This is a genomic window from Mediterraneibacter agrestimuris (assembly GCF_943193195.1).
GTDB classification, from domain to species: Bacteria; Bacillota; Clostridia; order Lachnospirales; family Lachnospiraceae; genus Schaedlerella; species Schaedlerella agrestimuris.
The window spans coordinates 21,405-38,081 of record NZ_CALPDG010000011.1 but is presented as its reverse complement, the minus strand read 5'-3'; the positions used below and the strand labels follow the sequence as shown (position 1 = coordinate 38,081).

15 protein-coding genes are annotated in these 16,677 nt (G+C 44.0%); 13 read left to right on the top strand and 2 right to left on the bottom strand.

Annotated elements, in window-relative coordinates; genetic code table 11:
• Positions 1 to 38 precede the first annotated feature (38 nt).
• On the top strand, positions 39 to 689 hold the full coding sequence (locus NFS18_RS07660) for an amino acid ABC transporter permease (protein ID WP_251389498.1): 651 nt from the start codon (positions 39 to 41) through the stop codon (positions 687 to 689).
• 12 nt (positions 690 to 701) lie between these two features.
• Positions 702 to 1,388 carry an amino acid ABC transporter ATP-binding protein gene (locus tag NFS18_RS07655; RefSeq protein WP_251389497.1) on the top strand — a complete coding sequence of 229 codons (687 nt, stop codon included), beginning with the start codon at positions 702 to 704 and terminating at the stop codon, positions 1,386 to 1,388.
• A gap of 69 nt (positions 1,389 to 1,457) precedes the next feature.
• Here the strand turns inward: NFS18_RS07655 and NFS18_RS07650 are convergent, their stop codons facing one another.
• A complete protein-coding gene (locus NFS18_RS07650) occupies positions 1,458 to 1,937 on the bottom strand; it encodes an S-ribosylhomocysteine lyase (RefSeq protein WP_251389496.1) in 480 nt (159 codons plus the stop codon).
• Between the two features lie 209 nt (positions 1,938 to 2,146).
• On the opposite strand from NFS18_RS07650, the gene NFS18_RS07645 reads away from it, so the two are divergent.
• The 10 genes from NFS18_RS07645 to NFS18_RS07600 all read left to right on the top strand — a co-directional run bounded on the left by NFS18_RS07645 (position 2,147) and on the right by NFS18_RS07600 (position 15,153).
• Positions 2,147 to 2,797: a histidine phosphatase family protein gene (locus tag NFS18_RS07645; protein WP_251389495.1), complete on the top strand. Its 651-nt coding sequence runs from the start codon at positions 2,147 to 2,149 to the stop codon at positions 2,795 to 2,797.
• A 45-nt stretch (positions 2,798 to 2,842) separates the two neighbouring features.
• Positions 2,843 to 3,724: an NAD(P)-dependent oxidoreductase gene (locus NFS18_RS07640; protein WP_251389494.1), complete on the top strand. Its 882-nt coding sequence runs from the start codon at positions 2,843 to 2,845 to the stop codon at positions 3,722 to 3,724.
• A gap of 250 nt (positions 3,725 to 3,974) precedes the next feature.
• Entirely contained in the window at positions 3,975 to 4,673 is a 699-nt protein-coding gene (locus NFS18_RS07635) for an ABC transporter ATP-binding protein (protein WP_251389493.1), read from the top strand.
• Positions 4,670 to 6,247: a putative ABC exporter domain-containing protein gene (locus NFS18_RS07630; RefSeq protein WP_251389492.1), complete on the top strand. Its 1,578-nt coding sequence runs from the start codon at positions 4,670 to 4,672 to the stop codon at positions 6,245 to 6,247. Before NFS18_RS07635 ends, NFS18_RS07630 begins: the two co-directional genes overlap by 4 nt.
• Before the next feature lie 111 nt (positions 6,248 to 6,358).
• Complete coding sequence (locus NFS18_RS07625; RefSeq protein WP_251389491.1) at positions 6,359 to 7,891, top strand: sodium:solute symporter family transporter; 1,533 nt, start codon at positions 6,359 to 6,361, stop codon at positions 7,889 to 7,891.
• A 198-nt stretch (positions 7,892 to 8,089) separates the two neighbouring features.
• Complete coding sequence (purC, locus tag NFS18_RS07620) at positions 8,090 to 8,797, top strand: phosphoribosylaminoimidazolesuccinocarboxamide synthase (RefSeq protein ID WP_251389490.1); 708 nt, start codon at positions 8,090 to 8,092, stop codon at positions 8,795 to 8,797.
• 11 nt (positions 8,798 to 8,808) lie between these two features.
• The gene (gene purB, locus NFS18_RS07615; protein WP_251389489.1) at positions 8,809 to 10,242 is read left to right on the top strand and encodes an adenylosuccinate lyase; all 1,434 of its coding nucleotides are present in this window, start codon (positions 8,809 to 8,811) and stop codon (positions 10,240 to 10,242) included.
• Between the two features lie 117 nt (positions 10,243 to 10,359).
• Complete coding sequence (locus NFS18_RS07610; RefSeq protein WP_251389488.1) at positions 10,360 to 11,721, top strand: leucine-rich repeat domain-containing protein; 1,362 nt, start codon at positions 10,360 to 10,362, stop codon at positions 11,719 to 11,721.
• An 83-nt stretch (positions 11,722 to 11,804) separates the two neighbouring features.
• A complete protein-coding gene (gltX, locus tag NFS18_RS07605) occupies positions 11,805 to 13,262 on the top strand; it encodes a glutamate--tRNA ligase (RefSeq protein WP_251389487.1) in 1,458 nt (485 codons plus the stop codon).
• 58 nt (positions 13,263 to 13,320) lie between these two features.
• Positions 13,321 to 15,153, top strand: coding sequence for an ATP-dependent helicase (locus NFS18_RS07600; RefSeq protein WP_251389486.1), 1,833 nt, complete (start codon positions 13,321 to 13,323; stop codon positions 15,151 to 15,153).
• An 8-nt stretch (positions 15,154 to 15,161) separates the two neighbouring features.
• On the opposite strand, the gene NFS18_RS07595 is transcribed toward NFS18_RS07600, so the two are convergent.
• Complete coding sequence (locus NFS18_RS07595) at positions 15,162 to 15,479, bottom strand: DUF1292 domain-containing protein (RefSeq protein WP_251389485.1); 318 nt, start codon at positions 15,477 to 15,479, stop codon at positions 15,162 to 15,164.
• Positions 15,480 to 15,671: 192 nt separating this feature from the next.
• Here NFS18_RS07595 and NFS18_RS07590 point away from each other — a divergent pair, with 192 nt between their 5' ends.
• Complete coding sequence (locus tag NFS18_RS07590) at positions 15,672 to 16,670, top strand: sugar ABC transporter substrate-binding protein (protein ID WP_251389484.1); 999 nt, start codon at positions 15,672 to 15,674, stop codon at positions 16,668 to 16,670.
• Positions 16,671 to 16,677 lie beyond the last annotated feature (7 nt).

Here is a 16,677-nt window from a genome sequence, read left to right as displayed (position 1 = left end):
AACGAGACGGCCCATTTTCTGCGAAAAGGAGTATTGGTATGGCAATATCGGTTATGTTAGGTAAACTGATGGAAGGAATGGGAGTGTCACTGGCAATCTTTGTTGTGACATTGCTTTTTTCACTTCCCCTTGGTCTGCTTGTTTCATTTGGCAGAATGTCTAAGAATCCGGTGATTCGTATATTTTTTAAACTATACATATCCATTATGCGGGGAACTCCGCTGATGCTGCAGTTGATGGTGATTTATTTCGGACCATATTATATTTTCGGGATTCAGAATACACCTACATGGAAATACGGCGCGACCGCAGTTGGATTTGTACTGAATTACGCGGCATATTTTGCAGAGATTTACCGCGGCGGAATCGAGTCAATGCCGCAGGGACAGTATGAAGCTGCGAGAATACTGGGATATACAAAAAGCCAGACGTTTATGCGGATCATTCTGCCGCAGGTAATGAAGCGGATCATGCCTTCGGTTACTAATGAAACGATTACGCTTGTCAAGGATACTTCACTGGCATTTACAATTGGAATTCTGGAAATGTTTACAGTTGCCAAAGCGCTGGCGTCTTCTCAGGCAAATATGATTCCGTATGTATTTGCCGGAATTTTCTATTATATTCTGAATTTTGTGGTTGCATTTGTGATGGAACGGATTGAAAACAAGATGAATTATTATCGATAAGGGGGAAGGAAAATGAGTTTATTGGAAATGAAGCACATCAAGAAGAGTTTTGGTGATGCGGAAGTGCTCAAAGATATCTCTGTTATGGTAGAAGAAGGAGAGGTGCTTGCGATCATAGGTCCTTCCGGTTCCGGCAAGTCCACGCTTTTGCGGTGTGCGACCAATTTGGAAACACCGGATGCAGGAGAGATATATCATGAGGGACAGGTTGGACTCGTATTTCAGAACTTCAATTTGTTTCCCCATTTTTCTGTAATTAAAAATATTACTGATGCGCCCATTAAGGTGCAGAAACGTAACAAAGAGGAGGTGTATGAAGAAGCAAAGCAGCTTCTTGATAAAATGGGACTTTCAGACAAAGCGGATGCATATCCGTATCAGCTCTCCGGTGGACAGCAGCAGCGTGTGTCGATCGCACGTGCTCTGGCAATGAAGCCGAAGGTGCTCTTTTTTGATGAACCTACTTCGGCGCTGGATCCTGAGCTGACAGGAGAGATCTTGAAGGTGATCAAGGATCTTGCCGCGGAGCATATGACGATGGTCATTGTTACACACGAGATGGATTTTGCGCGGAATGTGGCAGATAAGATTATATTTATGGATAAAGGTGTGACCGCAGTGGAAGGAACACCGGAAGAAGTCTTTACTTCAGGCAATGTAAGAATGCGGGAATTTCTTGGAAAACTATCCGCAAAGTAATATGACAATAGCAAAGGAGCAGAAGTCTGATTTAAATAACAGAATTCTGCTCCTTTGCACATTCTTCCTTTATTCAGGATAGATTAAGCGGTCAGGAGAAATGCCGGTCAGGACTTCAGTGAGGAATCGGCGGGCAGTGAAGCGTGCCATCGGCAGGTTCATGTCCAGATAGTTTCCGCAGTCTTTTGCGGAAGCGCCCGGTACTTCGTCATCAAATTCGGACATCCATGCAAACATCTCTGACATCAGTGGTACAATCTCTTCGGATTTGTAGTCCCCAAAGAGGAGCAGATAGAAGCCTGTGCGGCATCCCATCGGACCGAAGTAGAGGATTTTTTCCTTGAAATGTGGGTGATTCCGAAGGAAAGTGGCGCCCAGATGTTCCAATGTGTGTACTTCGGCGGTGTTCATAACCGGTTCTTCATTGGGGCTGGTCATGCGGATGTCGAACGTAGTAACAGTTGTTCCCGCAGAAGTATCTTTGCGGGAAACATAGATTCCAGGCTGTAATTTGATGTGGTCGATCGTGAAGCTGGTGATTTTTTCCATAATATGTCTTGTCCTTTCTGGTGTTTTGTGTATGTTTATTATAGCGAAAATGCATGGGAATAACAACTATTACGAATTTTGCATGGATTTTTGTGTTACTGAGCAAAACAACATTGAGCTGTGCTCAGTAATAATTGACTCGAGTATTGGAAGTGTTTATACTATATTTGATAATGTAAGATTAATAATACAAGGTCAGGAGGAACGTTATGAGGATTTATCTGGTACGTCATGGTGAGACGGATTGGAATAAAGAACGGAGAGTACAGGGGTCGGCAGATATTCCGTTGAATGATTATGGTATCTATCTGGCGGAAGAGACGGCAAAAGGTTTGGAAACTGTGGAGTTTGACATTGCTTATACGTCGCCGCTGATCCGGGCGAGGAAGACGGCGGAGGTGATACTGGCAGGCAGAAATGTTCCGTTGATCGATGCGCCTGCAATTCAGGAAATGAATTTTGGAGTTTATGAGGGAATGTGCTGCAGCGGAGAGCATAGAGCGCCGGAAAGTGCAGAGTTTAATAAGTTTTTTACAGATACAGGGCATTTTATCCCAGCGGAGGGCGGAGAGTCTGTGCCGGAGCTGTTAGAGCGGACAGGTCGTTTTTTGGAGGAACTGAATCATAATAAAGAGCTTACTGGTAAAATCATTCTGCTGTCGACTCACGGAGCGGCGATGACAGCGCTGCTCAATTGTATCAAAGGTAATCTTGATCCGGGAAATTTCTGGGCGGAAGATGTGCCGCCGAACTGTGGAGTGACGATTGTAGATGTCAAAGACGGTGTGATGAAGATCACAGAGGAGAATCGGGTGTTCTATAAGGAGCCGGTCAGAGCATGGAAGGTTGACGAGGATTAAAAATAGCAGTAAATATATACAAAATAATGCAGAGGAGCAAGTAAGATGAAGAAAATCGGATTTATCGGTGTAGGAATTATGGGGAAATCTATGGTGCGTAATTTGATGAAGGCAGGATTTGAATTGCACATTTACGCCAGAAATAAGGCAAAGGTAGAGGATGTAATTACAGAGGGGGCAGTATTCCATGAGAGTATCGGAGAATGTGTGAAGGATTGTGATGCAGTGATTACGATCGTGGGATTCCCACAGGATGTGGAAGAGGTTTATTTTGATGCGGGAAATATTCTGGACAGCACAAAGAAGGGTGCATATCTGATTGATATGACAACGACCAGCCCGCAATTGGCAGAGAAAATCTATAAGATTGGAACGGAGAAAGGATTCCATGTGCTGGATGCCCCGGTCACCGGAGGCGATACCGGAGCTAAAGCGGGAACATTGTCCATTCTGGTGGGTGGAGATAAGAGTGATTATGTGGCTTGTAAGCCATTGTTTGAGGCAATGGGAACGAACATCAATTATCAGGGTGTAGCAGGTGCGGGACAGCACTGTAAGCTTGCTAATCAGATACTCATTGCGGGAGCGCTTTCCGGCGTCTGTGAAGCGCTTGCTTATGTGAAGGCAAAAGGTCTGGATGCAGATATTGTATTGAAGTCTTTGTCTTCTGGTGCGGCGGGAAGCGCGCAGTTCAGCAATTTGGGACCGAAAATCGTGAAGGAGGATTATGCACCAGGCTTCTTTATGAAGCATTTTATCAAGGATATGAAGCTGGCGCTAATTGAGGCGAATATGAGTGGTCTGGATCTGGGAATTCTTTCTCAGGCGCTTGCCAACTGCGAAGAATTGGAAGCAGACGGATGTGGAGATCTGGGAACGCAGGCTTTGGCGAAATATTATGAAGTGACGGAAGTAGAAGAGGAATAAAAACGTATCTGATGCCAGGAATAAAGCGGTAAGAAGCAGATGTAAAATACGTAACAGTTCAGCATAGGAGTTTGCACTTGCTGCAAACTCCGTAAAAATGTGTGATGGAAAAACAGAATCCGCCCTTTCACCATAGGTGAACTTAAAATAGGGCGGATTCAGTGACTATGAAGCCGAAAGGCTGAATAGTAACTAAAATACAAAGACAGGAGCAGACGTAGTTTGCAGGTGAAAATAGGGAGGGAATATTGTGCTGGAAATTCAAGAGTTGAGTAAATCATATGGAAAAACACTGGCGGTAGATAAGGTGAGTTTTTTTGTACCCGACGGACAGGTGGGAATACTGCTGGGTCCAAACGGAGCAGGCAAGTCTACCATTATCAAAAGTATTGCGGGTCTTCTGCGGTACAAAGGGCGGATCGGTATTCAGGGGATTTTGGCAAAGGATCTGGCGGCAAAGAAAATATTTGCATATGTGCCGGAGATTCCAGCTATGTTCGAGGCGCTGACAGTCAGAGAGCATATTGAATATGTGAGAAAGGCATATGGAAGTTCTATTACCGATGAAGAAGTAGAAACAATACTAAAGCGGTTTGAACTGGAAGATAAGCAGGAAAAGTTGGGAAATGAACTTTCCAAGGGTATGATGCAGAAGGTAAGCATCTGCTGCGCTCTGGCAGTAAAGCCGAAAGTAATGCTTCTGGATGAGCCGATGGTGGGACTGGATCCGCGTGCCATCAAAGAGTTAAAAGAAGTAGTGCTGGAGCTGCGTAACAGCGGTGTAACAGTGTTGATCAGTACACATATGCTGGAGATGGTAGAAGATTTGTGGGACGTCATGTTTGTTATGGAAAAAGGACAGATCATCGGTTCTTATCAAAAGAGCGAAGTGGGAGAAAAGGATCTGGATGCCCTTTTCTTTGAAATGACAGGTGGTGAAAGAGCATGAAAGCGCTGATGTATCTGACAAAACGAAGTTTTGTAAATAATCTGAAGAAGGCATTACATAAACCGATAACGCTGCTGCTTATGATTTTCCTTACTGCATATGCGATTTTTGTTGTATTTGGGATAGGTATGTTAATGAAGGAATTGCATTTTGATTCGGTGCAGGGACTGGTTGTCTTTGTGACACTTTGGACACTTTATATATTTTTGTCGAATTTTCTCTCCTATTCTTCCCGGAAAGGTGTGATTTTCCGGCAGGGACATGCGCATTTTGTATTCACCGCACCCATTTCTCCCAAACTGGTTCTGCTGCACAGTGCGTGGATGAATTATATTATTTCCTTGGTGATCAGTGTAGTGTTTGCAATTATGGGAGTCACGGTATTTGGTGTTGCGTTATGGAGAATGTTTCTCTTTTTTTTGACTGGCTGCATGCTTGAGATTGTATGCGAATGCAGTATTATGGTATGGTTTTATACAAATGAGAAACTTTCGGAAAAGGCGGTAAAGGTTCTGGGGTGGGGGATTAAAGGATTCTTAGCGGCGATCACACTTGTGATTTTTCTGTATTTCCGAAGGGAGGGGATCAGTCTCGGGTCTGCTAGTGCGTTTTTTGACTGGCCAGTATTGCAGATGCTTCCTCTTGTGGGATGGAACATCTCGATCTACAGGCTGATCTTACTGGGACCGACTACCTTAAATCTCATTGGATCGGTTCTATATCTGGTATCGGTTGCAGTGTTGGTATTTATTGTCTTCCGCATGAAATGTGACGGCGGCTATTATGAAGAAGCGGCAAAGTTCGCAGACGATTATGTGGAGATGAAGAAGAAGAAAAACAACGGTGAGATGGTGACAAGAATCGGGGAAAAGCGCCGCGCCTTCCGCAAGGTAAACAATGCCTATGATGCAAAAGGAGCGAAAGCGATTTTTTCACGGCAATTGCTGGAATATAAGAAAGAGAAGTATTTTATTTTTTCTAAAATGACGGTGTTTAGCCTGGTTCTGGCGGCGATCATGGCATATACGATGCGGGAATCGGCAGTAGACAGCGGTGTGCCGCAGTTTTTTCTGTTGGGGATCATTGCGTATATGTGTCTTGTGATGAGCGGATATATGGGGAAATGGGAAAAGGAATTACAGAATCCGTATCTTTTCCTCATCCCGGATAAGGCATACAAGAAGCTTTGGTATGCAACTGCAATGGAGCATGTGAAAGCTATGCTGGACGGAACCATAATGTGTGTGTCGATTGGATTTGCGTGGGGCGTGTCTCCGGTTTATGTTGTACAGACGATTTTGATCTATACGGTATTACAGGCAAACCGTTTGTATATGCGGGTGCTTGCCCAGTGTCTTGTGGGGAATCTGCTCGGTAAGGCGGGACAGGATATCATCCGTGTTTTGATGCAGATGGTCATACTGGGAATCGGAATTACGCTGGCGGTTGTTATTGGTATGCTTGTAAATATAAATTTGATATTCCCGGTTACACTTATATATACATTTGTTGTGACTGTGCTGCTGGGATTGATCGCGTCGGTACGTTTTGATACGATGGAGCAGTTAGCATAAGAAAGAAATTGACACGGGCAATCTGCCCGTGTTATTATATACCAGAAGACTTTAATGCTTTAAAGCGCAACGGTTCAGCGTGGAAAAGAAAAGAGGAGAAAGGGAGAAAAGATGACGATAAAATTGATTTTACTGGTTATATTTTTTGGCATCATGGTGGGTGTGGGAATTTTTTCCCGGAAACATACCAGAAGCGTAGATGGATTTGTACTTGGCGGACGTTCAGTGGGACCGTGGCTGACCGCGTTTGCTTATGGAACATCCTATTTTTCTGCGGTCGTATTTGTCGGATATGCAGGGCAGTTTGGGTGGAAGTATGGAATTGCGTCCACATGGATCGGAATTGGCAATGCAGTGCTGGGAAGTCTGCTGGCATGGGTAGTATTGGGAAGACGCACGAAGGTGATGTCACAGCATCTGCATTCCCGGACAATGCCGGATTTTTTTGGGGAGCGGTATGAAAGCAAGGCATTGAAGACCGTGGCTTCTGTAATTGTGTTTGTATTTTTAATTCCGTATACAGCGTCGGTGTATAATGGATTGTCCCGTTTGTTTGAAATGGCATTTCATATTCCATATACATATTGTGTCATTGTAATGGCGGTATTTACAGCAGTGTATGTGATACTGGGAGGTTATATGGCGACTGCGGTCAATGACTTTATACAGGGAATCATTATGCTGATCGGCATCGCGGCAGTGATTGCGGCAGTTCTGAATGGGCAGGGCGGATTTATGGAGGCAGTCCGTACGATGGCGGAAATCCCAAGCGATGCAGCGGTTACGAAAGGGCAGCCGGGAGCGTTTACGTCCTTTTTCGGTCCGGATCCATTGAACCTGCTGGGCGTTGTAATATTGACCTCACTCGGTACATGGGGACTGCCGCAGATGATCGGAAAGTTCTATGCGATCAAGGATGAAAAAGCAATCAATACAGGAACGGTGATTTCAACGATTTTTGCCATTGTCGTTGCTGGAGGAAGTTATTTCCTCGGAGGGTTCGGCAGATTGTTTGACAGTCCGCAGATCTATGACCAGACGACAGGAGCTGTTGTATATGATAGTATCATTCCAGGCATGTTGTCAAAATTGCCGGATTTTTTGATCGGAGTTGTAGTGGTGCTGGTGCTTTCGGCATCCATGTCTACTTTATCCTCTCTGGTGCTTACGTCCAGTTCAACGATGACGCTGGATCTGTTGAAAGATCAGGTTATCAAGAATATGAGTGAGAAAAAACAAGTGGTAACGATGCAGATTTTAATTGTGTTTTTTCTGGTTGTCTCTGTTTTGCTTGCGTTGGATCCTCCTACATTTATCGCTCAGTTGATGGGGATTTCGTGGGGAGCCTTGGCAGGCGCATTTCTGGCGCCGTTCTTATACGGACTATATTGGAAACGTGTGACAAAGGCGGCAGTATGGGCAAGCTTTATTACGGGAGTGGGAATTACCGTTTCCAATCTGTTCTTAGGATATATCGCTTCTCCGATCAATGCGGGAGCAATTGCCATGGTTGCAGGACTGGTGGTGGTTCCTGCTGTGAGTCTGATAACACCGAAGCCAAATGCGAAGAAAATGGAAGCGCTGTTTTCCTGTTATGAGGAGCCGGTGACCATTACAAAAAAACGGTCTTTGGAAGTGAAATAGAAAAGAAATATTATTCTTCTGACTTCTTAATCTAAAATGATATATTAGAAAAACTAATATAACGGACGAAAATAAATAATGAGAAAAAGCAAATACAAGGCAGTGGAGAATATTGATTTTCCAACTGCCTTGTATTATAATCATCAATGTTAATAACACAGTGAATGGAATGAAAAGAAAAGGACAGGTGTGAAACGTATGAAAAAATTGGAACAGCTTTACGAAGGAAAAGCGAAAAAGGTTTTTACAACGGAGGATCCGGATGTCGTAATCGTAGACTATAAGGATGATGCAACTGCATTTAACGGTGAGAAAAAGGGAACGATCGTAGGGAAAGGCGTCATCAACAACCGTATGACGAACTATATTTTTCAGGTTCTCGAAAAGGAGGGCGTTCCGACACATTTTGTAGAGGAATTAAGCGACCGTGAGACAGCAGTTAAGAAAGTAGAGATTGTTCCGCTGGAAGTAATCGTTCGTAACGTGGCAGCCGGAAGTTTCAGTAAGAGACTGGGAATTGAAGAAGGTTCTAAGCTGCTGGCGCCGACACTGGAGTTCAGCTACAAAAACGATGACCTTGGCGATCCGCTGATCAACGACTATTTTGCAATTGCAATCGGCGCTGCCACAAGAGAGGAAATCGATAAGATTACAGAGTATACATTCAAAGTAAATGAAGTCCTCAAGAAGTTCTTTGCAGATGCAGGAATTGATTTGATCGACTTTAAGATTGAATATGGACGATACCATGGTGAAATTATTCTTGCAGATGAGATTTCACCGGATACATGCCGTCTGTGGGACAAAGAGACACACGAGAAGCTGGATAAGGACCGTTTCCGCAGAGACATGGGCAATGTGGAAGACGCTTATCAGGAAGTATTCAAGAGAATCGGTATCAAATAAGGAGATTATCTATGGCTACAGACCGTTATATAAGTCCTCTTTCTGAGCGTTATGCAAGTAAGGAGATGCAGTACATTTTCTCACCGGACAAGAAGTTTTGCACATGGAGAAGACTGTGGATCGCTCTTGCAGAGACAGAGAAGGAACTGGGACTGAATATTACAGAAGAACAGATTGAAGAGTTGAAGGCTCACGCCAATGATATCAATTATGATGTTGCAAGAGAGCGTGAAAAGATTGTCCGTCACGATGTGATGTCACATGTATATGCATATGGAGTGCAGTGTCCAAAGGCGAAGGGGATCATCCATCTGGGCGCTACATCTTGCTATGTGGGTGACAATACGGATGTGATCGTGATGGCAGAGGCTTTGAAGCTGGTTCGTACGAAGCTGGTCAATGTAATTGCCGAACTGGCGAAGTTTGCGGATGAATATAAAGCGCAGCCTACACTGGCTTTTACACATTTTCAGCCGGCGCAGCCGACTACGGTAGGCAAGAGAGCGACACTTTGGATGCAGGAATTTGAGATGGATCTGGAAGACTTGGATTATGTCCTTGGCAGTCTGAAACTTTTAGGTTCTAAAGGAACAACAGGAACACAGGCAAGTTTTCTTGAATTATTTGACGGGGATCAGGAGAGGATTGATAAGATCGATCCGATGATCGCCGAAAAGATGGGATTTAAGGCATGTTATCCGGTATCTGGACAGACCTATTCCAGAAAGGTGGATACAAGGGTACTGAATGTTCTTGCAGGTATTGCGGCAAGCGCTCATAAGTTCTCCAATGATATCCGTCTGTTACAGCATTTGAAAGAAGTGGAAGAGCCATTTGAGAAGACACAGATCGGTTCCTCTGCGATGGCATATAAAAGAAACCCAATGAGAAGTGAGCGTATTGCTTCCTTATCTCGTTATGTGATGCTGGATGCACTGAACCCGGCGATTACTTCTGCTACCCAGTGGTTTGAGAGAACACTGGACGATTCTGCCAATAAGCGGCTGAGTGTTCCGGAAGGATTTCTGGCAATTGATGGAATCTTAGATCTTTGCCTGAATGTGGTAGACGGATTGGTCGTATATCCAAAAGTGATCGAGAAGCGTCTTCGTTCTGAACTGCCTTTTATGGCAACGGAGAACATTATGATGGATGCTGTAAAGGCAGGCGGTGACCGTCAGGAGCTGCATGAAAGAATCCGTGAGCTGTCTATGGAAGCGGGGCGTAACGTGAAGGAAAAAGGGCTGGACAATAATCTTCTGGAACTGATTGCGGCAGACGACGCATTTAACATGAGTCTGGAAGACTTGCAGAAGACGATGGACCCATCCAGATATGTAGGACGTGCGAAAGAGCAGACAGAAAGATATCTGAACAGTGTGATTCGTCCGTTATTGGAAGGAAATGAAGAGATTCTTGGTGTAAAAGCAGAAATTAACGTTTGATTTGATTTCCCTAAAAGTCTATAAAAAGAAAAGCAAAGGAATGTTGCATATGATTGCGGCGTTCCTTTTTCTTGTGTAGAATTTCTGGAGATTAGTGGAAAAGGACAGGTTGGGGTTATGAAAAATCGAATAAAACTGGTGTGTATTCCAGAAATCGGGATATGTGATGACGGCATACTGAGCTGCAGCAGGGAGAAGAATTATAGCTTTGACATTGCGAAAGCAGCAATAGTGACAGCCGGATTTTTGGCGGCAATGGAGGTTCTGGCTCCGCTGCATACGCAATATGCAGAACCGGACACTATGAACTACAGCATAAAAGAAATTCCGGAAGTGAAGAAAGTTGCAGATACAAAGTTTGATCTGATGTTCCATTCAAAAGCATTTGCCGGTGATAAGGCATCCGGCTCGTTCCTTAAAGCTGGGGCAAAATTAGAAGAATGGAAAGAAAGCACAGAACTTTTTATGCTGACGGAAATTGCCATGCAAATACCAGTCGTGGAAATAACAATGGAAGAAACGGCGCCGGAGGAGTCGTTTGAAAGTGTGACAGGAGTACTGATACCGGAAATAGATATACCGAAAGAAAATATTATTATATCTGAGAGCGATGATATAAATGAATTGCCGGGAGACCTCATTATATCAGGAAGAGATGATACGGAGGAATTGAAAGAAGATGTCATTGTACCGGATACAGGTTTTACAGAAGATATAGATAATGATATTGTCTTGCCAGGGGATGACATGCCAGAGGAAAATGAGATAGGAGATATTACAGTGCCAAAGGAGGATACATCTGAGGATGTAGTGACGCCGGGAGATGATGATATTGAGGATGATTTTGTGACAGACGGACCGGCTGTAGATGAATCTGCTGATGATATAATTATGGAAGATGACAGTAATACAGAAGAGATACCGGAAACTCCGGCTGCGCCTGCGGGCTTTCTGATTGACGGAGAGGGAATGATCTGTGGAAGTGACGGCGCTTTGCTGGCAGCTACGGATGGGTACCTGGAACTGCCGTCAGAAGAATGTGTGGGAATCAGAAGCGGTGCTTTTGCGGAAATTGGGACAGGGATTACAGAAATTTACATTCCGCCGAATATTTCTATTATTGAAGAAGGCGCATTTTCAGGGATGCACTTTCTGGAATGGATAGAAGCTGCCGCGGGAAATCCAGGATGCGTGAGTATTGACGGAGTACTGTTTGATAGAAACGGGACAACGCTTCTTACATTTCCGGGAGGAAGAATGGATATGTATGTTGTTCCGGCAGAGGTGACGAGAATAGCATCAGGCGCGTTTGAAGATACAGCGATTTCGCGTCTTGATTTCTGGCAGTGCAAAGCAATAGAACTCGGCGAAAATATATTCGGGGTCCACAACGGAAATGGAATTGAAGTGAGGGCTCCAGAGGAACATATTTTATGGTACCAGGAAATATTTGCAGGTTATGACGTACTGATTTTGTAAGTTGTTTCTCCTTGAACATTTTTCATACTTGTTCTATAATAAGAGAAGTTTCTGAAATGAAAAGGAAGATAGGAGAATGGATTATGAGTAAAGTAAGAACAAGATTTGCGCCCAGCCCCACAGGAAGAATGCATGTCGGGAATCTTCGCACGGCGCTTTATGCATATTTGATCGCAAAGCATGAGAATGGAGATTTTCTGCTGCGTATTGAGGATACCGATCAGGAGAGATTTGTAGAGGAAGCATTGGGAATCATTTACCGTACAATGGAGAAGACAGGGCTTGTTCATGACGAGGGACCAGATAAGGATAAAGGATACGGTCCTTATATCCAGAGCGAGCGTATGGCTTCTGGTCTGTATCTGAAGTATGCGAAACAGCTGGTAGAACAGGGAGATGCATATTATTGCTTCTGTGATAAGGAACGTCTGGATTCTCTGCGGACATCTGTATCCGAAAGCGGTACGGAAATTGTTGTATATGACAAGCACTGCCTGAATCTTACAAAAGAAGAGGTAGAGACAAATTTGTCGGCGGGCAAGCCGTGGGTTATACGTCTGAATGTACCAAATGAAGGCATGACCACCTTTCATGATGAGATTTACGGAGACATTACCGTTCCCAATGCAGAATTAGATGATATGATTCTCATTAAGTCTGACGGATATCCGACCTATAATTTTGCAAATGTGGTAGACGACCATTTGATGGAAATCAGTCATGTGGTACGCGGCAATGAATACTTGTCTTCTGCGCCAAAGTATAACCGGCTGTATGAGGCTTTTGGCTGGGAGGTTCCGGTATATGTACACTGTCCGCTGATCACGGATGAAGAGCATAAGAAGTTAAGCAAGAGAAGCGGTCATTCTTCTTTTGAAGATTTGATTGCTCAGGGATTTGTGACAGAGGCTGTTGTGAATTATGTGGCGCTTCTTGGCTGGTGTCCGACAGACAACCGTGAGGTCTTCAGCCTGGAAGATCTGGTAGAAGCATTTGATTACCGTCATATGAGCAAATCTCCGGCTGTATTTGATATTGTGAAGCTGAAATGGATGAACGGCGAGTATTTAAAAGCGATGGACTTTGACCGTTTTTACGAGATGGCAGAGCCGTATATCCGCGAGGTTGTAACGAAAGATTTCGATTTAAAGAAGATTGCTGCTCTTGTGAAGACAAGAATTGAAATTTTGCCTGATATTAAGGAGCAGATTGACTTTTTCGAGGAAGTTCCAGAGTATGACAATGTCATGTATACACATAAGAAGATGAAAACTAATGCGGAAAATTCTCTGGAGACATTAAAAGAACTTATTCCGGTACTGGAGGCTCAGAGGGATTATAGTAATGACGCTTTGTTTGAAAGCCTGAAGGCATTCGCGGGTGAGAAGGGATATAAGATCGGATATGTGATGTGGCCGATCCGTACCGCCGTGTCCGGTAAGCAGAATACACCGGGAGGGGCAACGGAAATCATGGAAGTTCTTGGCAGGGAAGAGTCCCTGAAGCGAATTTATGCAGCAATTGAAAAGCTCAATGCATAGCGTTTTGCTTGAGTTGTATAGCTGGAGACAATAAGTAGTTAGAAGTAAAGAGGTGGAAATGAGTTTTAATCAGGCTCAGAAACAGGCGATTTCTCACAACAGGGGGCCGTGCCTTGTACTGGCGGGACCGGGTTCTGGGAAGACACTGACGATTGTAAACAGAATTAAGTACCTCATAGAGGTTTGTAAAGTAAGGCCAGAAGAAATTCTGGTCATTACTTTTACTAAATATGCGGCGGCGGAGATGAAGCTGAGACTGCAGTCGCTGATGGATGGAAAACGGCTTCCGGTTACAATGGGTACTTTTCACGGAATTTATTACGGGATTTTGAAGTGGGCATACAAACTGGGACCAGAAAATATTTTTGCAGAAGAGAACAGATACCGGCTGCTGCGCCAGATTATTGATCAGCGGGAGGATCTGGAAATTTTTGACGAAGAAGATTTCTTGCAGGAAGTCGTCAATGAAATCAGTATTGTGAAAAATCACAGGGCTTCTATAGAAGAATATAAAAGTAAATGCTGTGCGCCTGATGTTTTTCGCAGTATTTATCTGGAATATGAGAAGATGCGTAAACAGCTTCGGAAAATTGATTTTGACGATATGCTGGTATTGTGTTATGACTTGTTTGTGAAGCGCCCTGATGCACTGAAATTGTGGCAGGATAAGTTTCGATATATTTTGATTGATGAGTTTCAGGATATCAATCAGGTGCAGTATGATGTTATCCGTATGCTGGCAGAGCCGGAGCGGAATTTGTTTGCTGTTGGGGATGATGATCAGGCTATATATGGATTCAGGGGAGCAGATGCAAAACTGATGTTTCAGTTTCAAAAGGACTATCCTGAGACGAAGCAGATCGTACTGGATGTGAACTACCGTTCAACAGTCAATATTGTGCGAAATGCCCAGAAGGTTATCGGACATAATCAGGTGCGCTTTAAAAAGGTGATTCAGGCGGAAAAACCGGCAGGGCACAGCCTTCATGTGCAGGAAGTAAAGGATTCTGCAGAAGAGGCGGAATATGTTGTCTCGGAAGTTGAGAAATATTTGAATACAGGTGTGGAAGCAGAGCAGATTGCAATTCTTTACCGGATTCATACAGATGTCAGGGCGGTAGTTGCCCGGCTGGTAGAGCAAAAGATTCCATTTCAAATGAGAGAACACATGCCAAACCTGTATGACCATTTTATTGCAAAGGATATCTGTGCCTATCTGCGTATGGCGTCGGGACATATTACCCGTGCGGATTTCCTGCAGGTAATGAACCGTCCGCTGCGGTATCTGGGGAGGGATGCAGCAGCAGGAGGCGGAGACATTTCTTTTGAGGAATTGCGGAAAGTATATGAGGAAAAAGAGTGGATGCAGGACCGGATCGACCAATTCGAGTGGGATTTAAAAATGTTGAAGAAGATGGCTCCTTATGCGGCGATACAGTATATAAGAAAACGAATCGGCTATGATGACTTTCTGAGGGAATATGCCCAGTCTAAAGGAATCCAGAAAAGCAGTCTGTCAGAGGTGCTTTCGGAAATTGAAGAGGCGGCAAAGCCTTATGAGACGGCAGAAGAGTGGTTTACACAGATTGAAGCATATACCAGTGAACTAAGGGCAAGAACACAGAAACAGGATCAGAATCGTTCGGGAGTCAGACTGATGACTATGCACGCAGCTAAAGGACTGGAATTTCATGCGGTTTTTGTGATTCAGACCAATGAGGGACAGATTCCTTATAAGAAGGCATTGAAAGAAACCGGGGAAGAAGAGGAACGGAGATTGTTCTATGTGGCAATGACACGGGCAAAGGAGATTCTTCAGATTACTTATGTGAAAATAAAAAACGGAAAGGACGCAGCGCCTTCCCGCTTTGTTGATGAATTGTTTGAATAGTAGTGTGATTATTCCAGGGAATCTAATCCAAGGGCGTCTAAATCCAGTTCTTCATATTCCTGTGTATCCAGCCACTCGTCATAAGCATCGGCAACGACATCAAACTCTTCATCGTCTTCAATATTCTCAAGTTCCGGTTCGCCGTCTTCATGTTCGATATAACGATAGAGAAATACGCGGCTCTCTTCCTCGGTATCTCCCTCGTCATCCAACGGAAGCAGAGCGATGTAATCCTTGCCCTGTACCGGGAGGATGCAGAGAATTGCGCATTCTACAGATTCGTCATTGTCCAGAAGCAGTGTAACAGTATCCATTGTTTCGTTCATGGTAATCTCCTTTCGTTATTCAAATGCTAAGTTTACTCTAGCAAATCTGAAGATAAAACGCAAGAGGATTCTGTTACTTGACAATCATAGAAAAGCCACTGTAAAATGAAAAGTACATATTATATTGAAAAACAATGTTATACAAGTATGCATATATGAAAATTCAGTAATTATATAACAGGAGGATGCAGCATGAAAAAAAGGGTACTGAGTGTTCTTTTTGCAGTAATGATCGTTGCAGCAGCGGTAACCGGCTGCAAAAAGAATGTAGGAACACCGGAAGATAATGCAGTTATCGAGAAAGGGGATAAGGAAGGAACAGAAGAAGAGAAAAGCGGATACCTTTTCGGGTACAGCGGAACTGGTACGGGAAATCCTTATTTTGAGACACTTGAACTGTCAGTCCGAACGGAACTTGAGGCTCAGGGGCATCGTATGATGAGCAGAGACCCGCAGGATGATGCACAGCTTCAGAATGAGCAGATTTTGGAATTGATCGACGAGGGCGTTAAGGCTGTTTTCCTGTGTCCGGTGGATAGTGAACAGATTAATGAGGGGCTGCAAGCTCTTGATGATGCAGGAATTCCGGTGATCAATGTGGATACACAAGTAAAGAACAGCAGTCTTACAGAAGCATTTATCGGATCAGACAATAAAAATGCCGGGTTCGTATGCGGAGAAGATTTAAAGGAACGCCTGCCAGACGGCGGGAAGGTTGTTATATTAGAACGTTCTTCACATAATTCTGTTAATCAGAGGATTACAGGATTTGAAGAGTCCATTGCCAATTCCGGATTCGAGGTGCTCAACCGTGCAGATGTGGAGGGTGACCGGGAAAAGGCAAAAGAGGCAATGAAGAAGTTTCTGGCAGAATATCCTGAAATAGACGCGGTTATGTGCGGAAACGACCCTATTGCGCTGGGAGCGCTGGAAGCAGTAGAGGAAGCAGACAAGAAAGGGGTTCTGATTTATGGAGTGGATGGTTCTCCTGAGGTGAAACAGAAACTGGCAGAGAATAATCTGTCTTTAATAGGAACAGGTGCACAGTCGCCGATCAATATCGGAAAACGGGCAGTAGAAACTGCGCTGGCAGTATTGAACGGAGATAGTTTTGAAAATGAGATATTTGAAAAAACATTTCTGATCACCAGAGATAATGTTGAATTATATGGAACCGATGGATGGCAGTAGAAGGAGA

Bases quoted from the DNA above. Each gene is read 5' to 3' on its own strand.
- NFS18_RS07660 (WP_251389498.1), top strand. From the start codon at position 39: ATGGCAATATCGGTTATGTTAGGTAAACTGATGGAAGGAATGGGAGTG.
- NFS18_RS07655 (WP_251389497.1), top strand. From the start codon at position 702: ATGAGTTTATTGGAAATGAAGCACATCAAGAAGAGTTTTGGTGATGCG.
- NFS18_RS07650 (WP_251389496.1), bottom strand. From the start codon at position 1,937: ATGGAAAAAATCACCAGCTTCACGATCGACCACATCAAATTACAGCCT.
- NFS18_RS07645 (WP_251389495.1), top strand. From the start codon at position 2,147: ATGAGGATTTATCTGGTACGTCATGGTGAGACGGATTGGAATAAAGAA.
- NFS18_RS07640 (WP_251389494.1), top strand. From the start codon at position 2,843: ATGAAGAAAATCGGATTTATCGGTGTAGGAATTATGGGGAAATCTATG.
- NFS18_RS07630 (WP_251389492.1), top strand. From the start codon at position 4,670: ATGAAAGCGCTGATGTATCTGACAAAACGAAGTTTTGTAAATAATCTG.
- NFS18_RS07625 (WP_251389491.1), top strand. From the start codon at position 6,359: ATGACGATAAAATTGATTTTACTGGTTATATTTTTTGGCATCATGGTG.
- purC (WP_251389490.1), top strand. From the start codon at position 8,090: ATGAAAAAATTGGAACAGCTTTACGAAGGAAAAGCGAAAAAGGTTTTT.
- purB (WP_251389489.1), top strand. From the start codon at position 8,809: ATGGCTACAGACCGTTATATAAGTCCTCTTTCTGAGCGTTATGCAAGT.
- NFS18_RS07610 (WP_251389488.1), top strand. From the start codon at position 10,360: ATGAAAAATCGAATAAAACTGGTGTGTATTCCAGAAATCGGGATATGT.
- gltX (WP_251389487.1), top strand. From the start codon at position 11,805: ATGAGTAAAGTAAGAACAAGATTTGCGCCCAGCCCCACAGGAAGAATG.
- NFS18_RS07600 (WP_251389486.1), top strand. From the start codon at position 13,321: ATGAGTTTTAATCAGGCTCAGAAACAGGCGATTTCTCACAACAGGGGG.
- NFS18_RS07595 (WP_251389485.1), bottom strand. From the start codon at position 15,479: ATGAACGAAACAATGGATACTGTTACACTGCTTCTGGACAATGACGAA.
- NFS18_RS07590 (WP_251389484.1), top strand. From the start codon at position 15,672: ATGAAAAAAAGGGTACTGAGTGTTCTTTTTGCAGTAATGATCGTTGCA.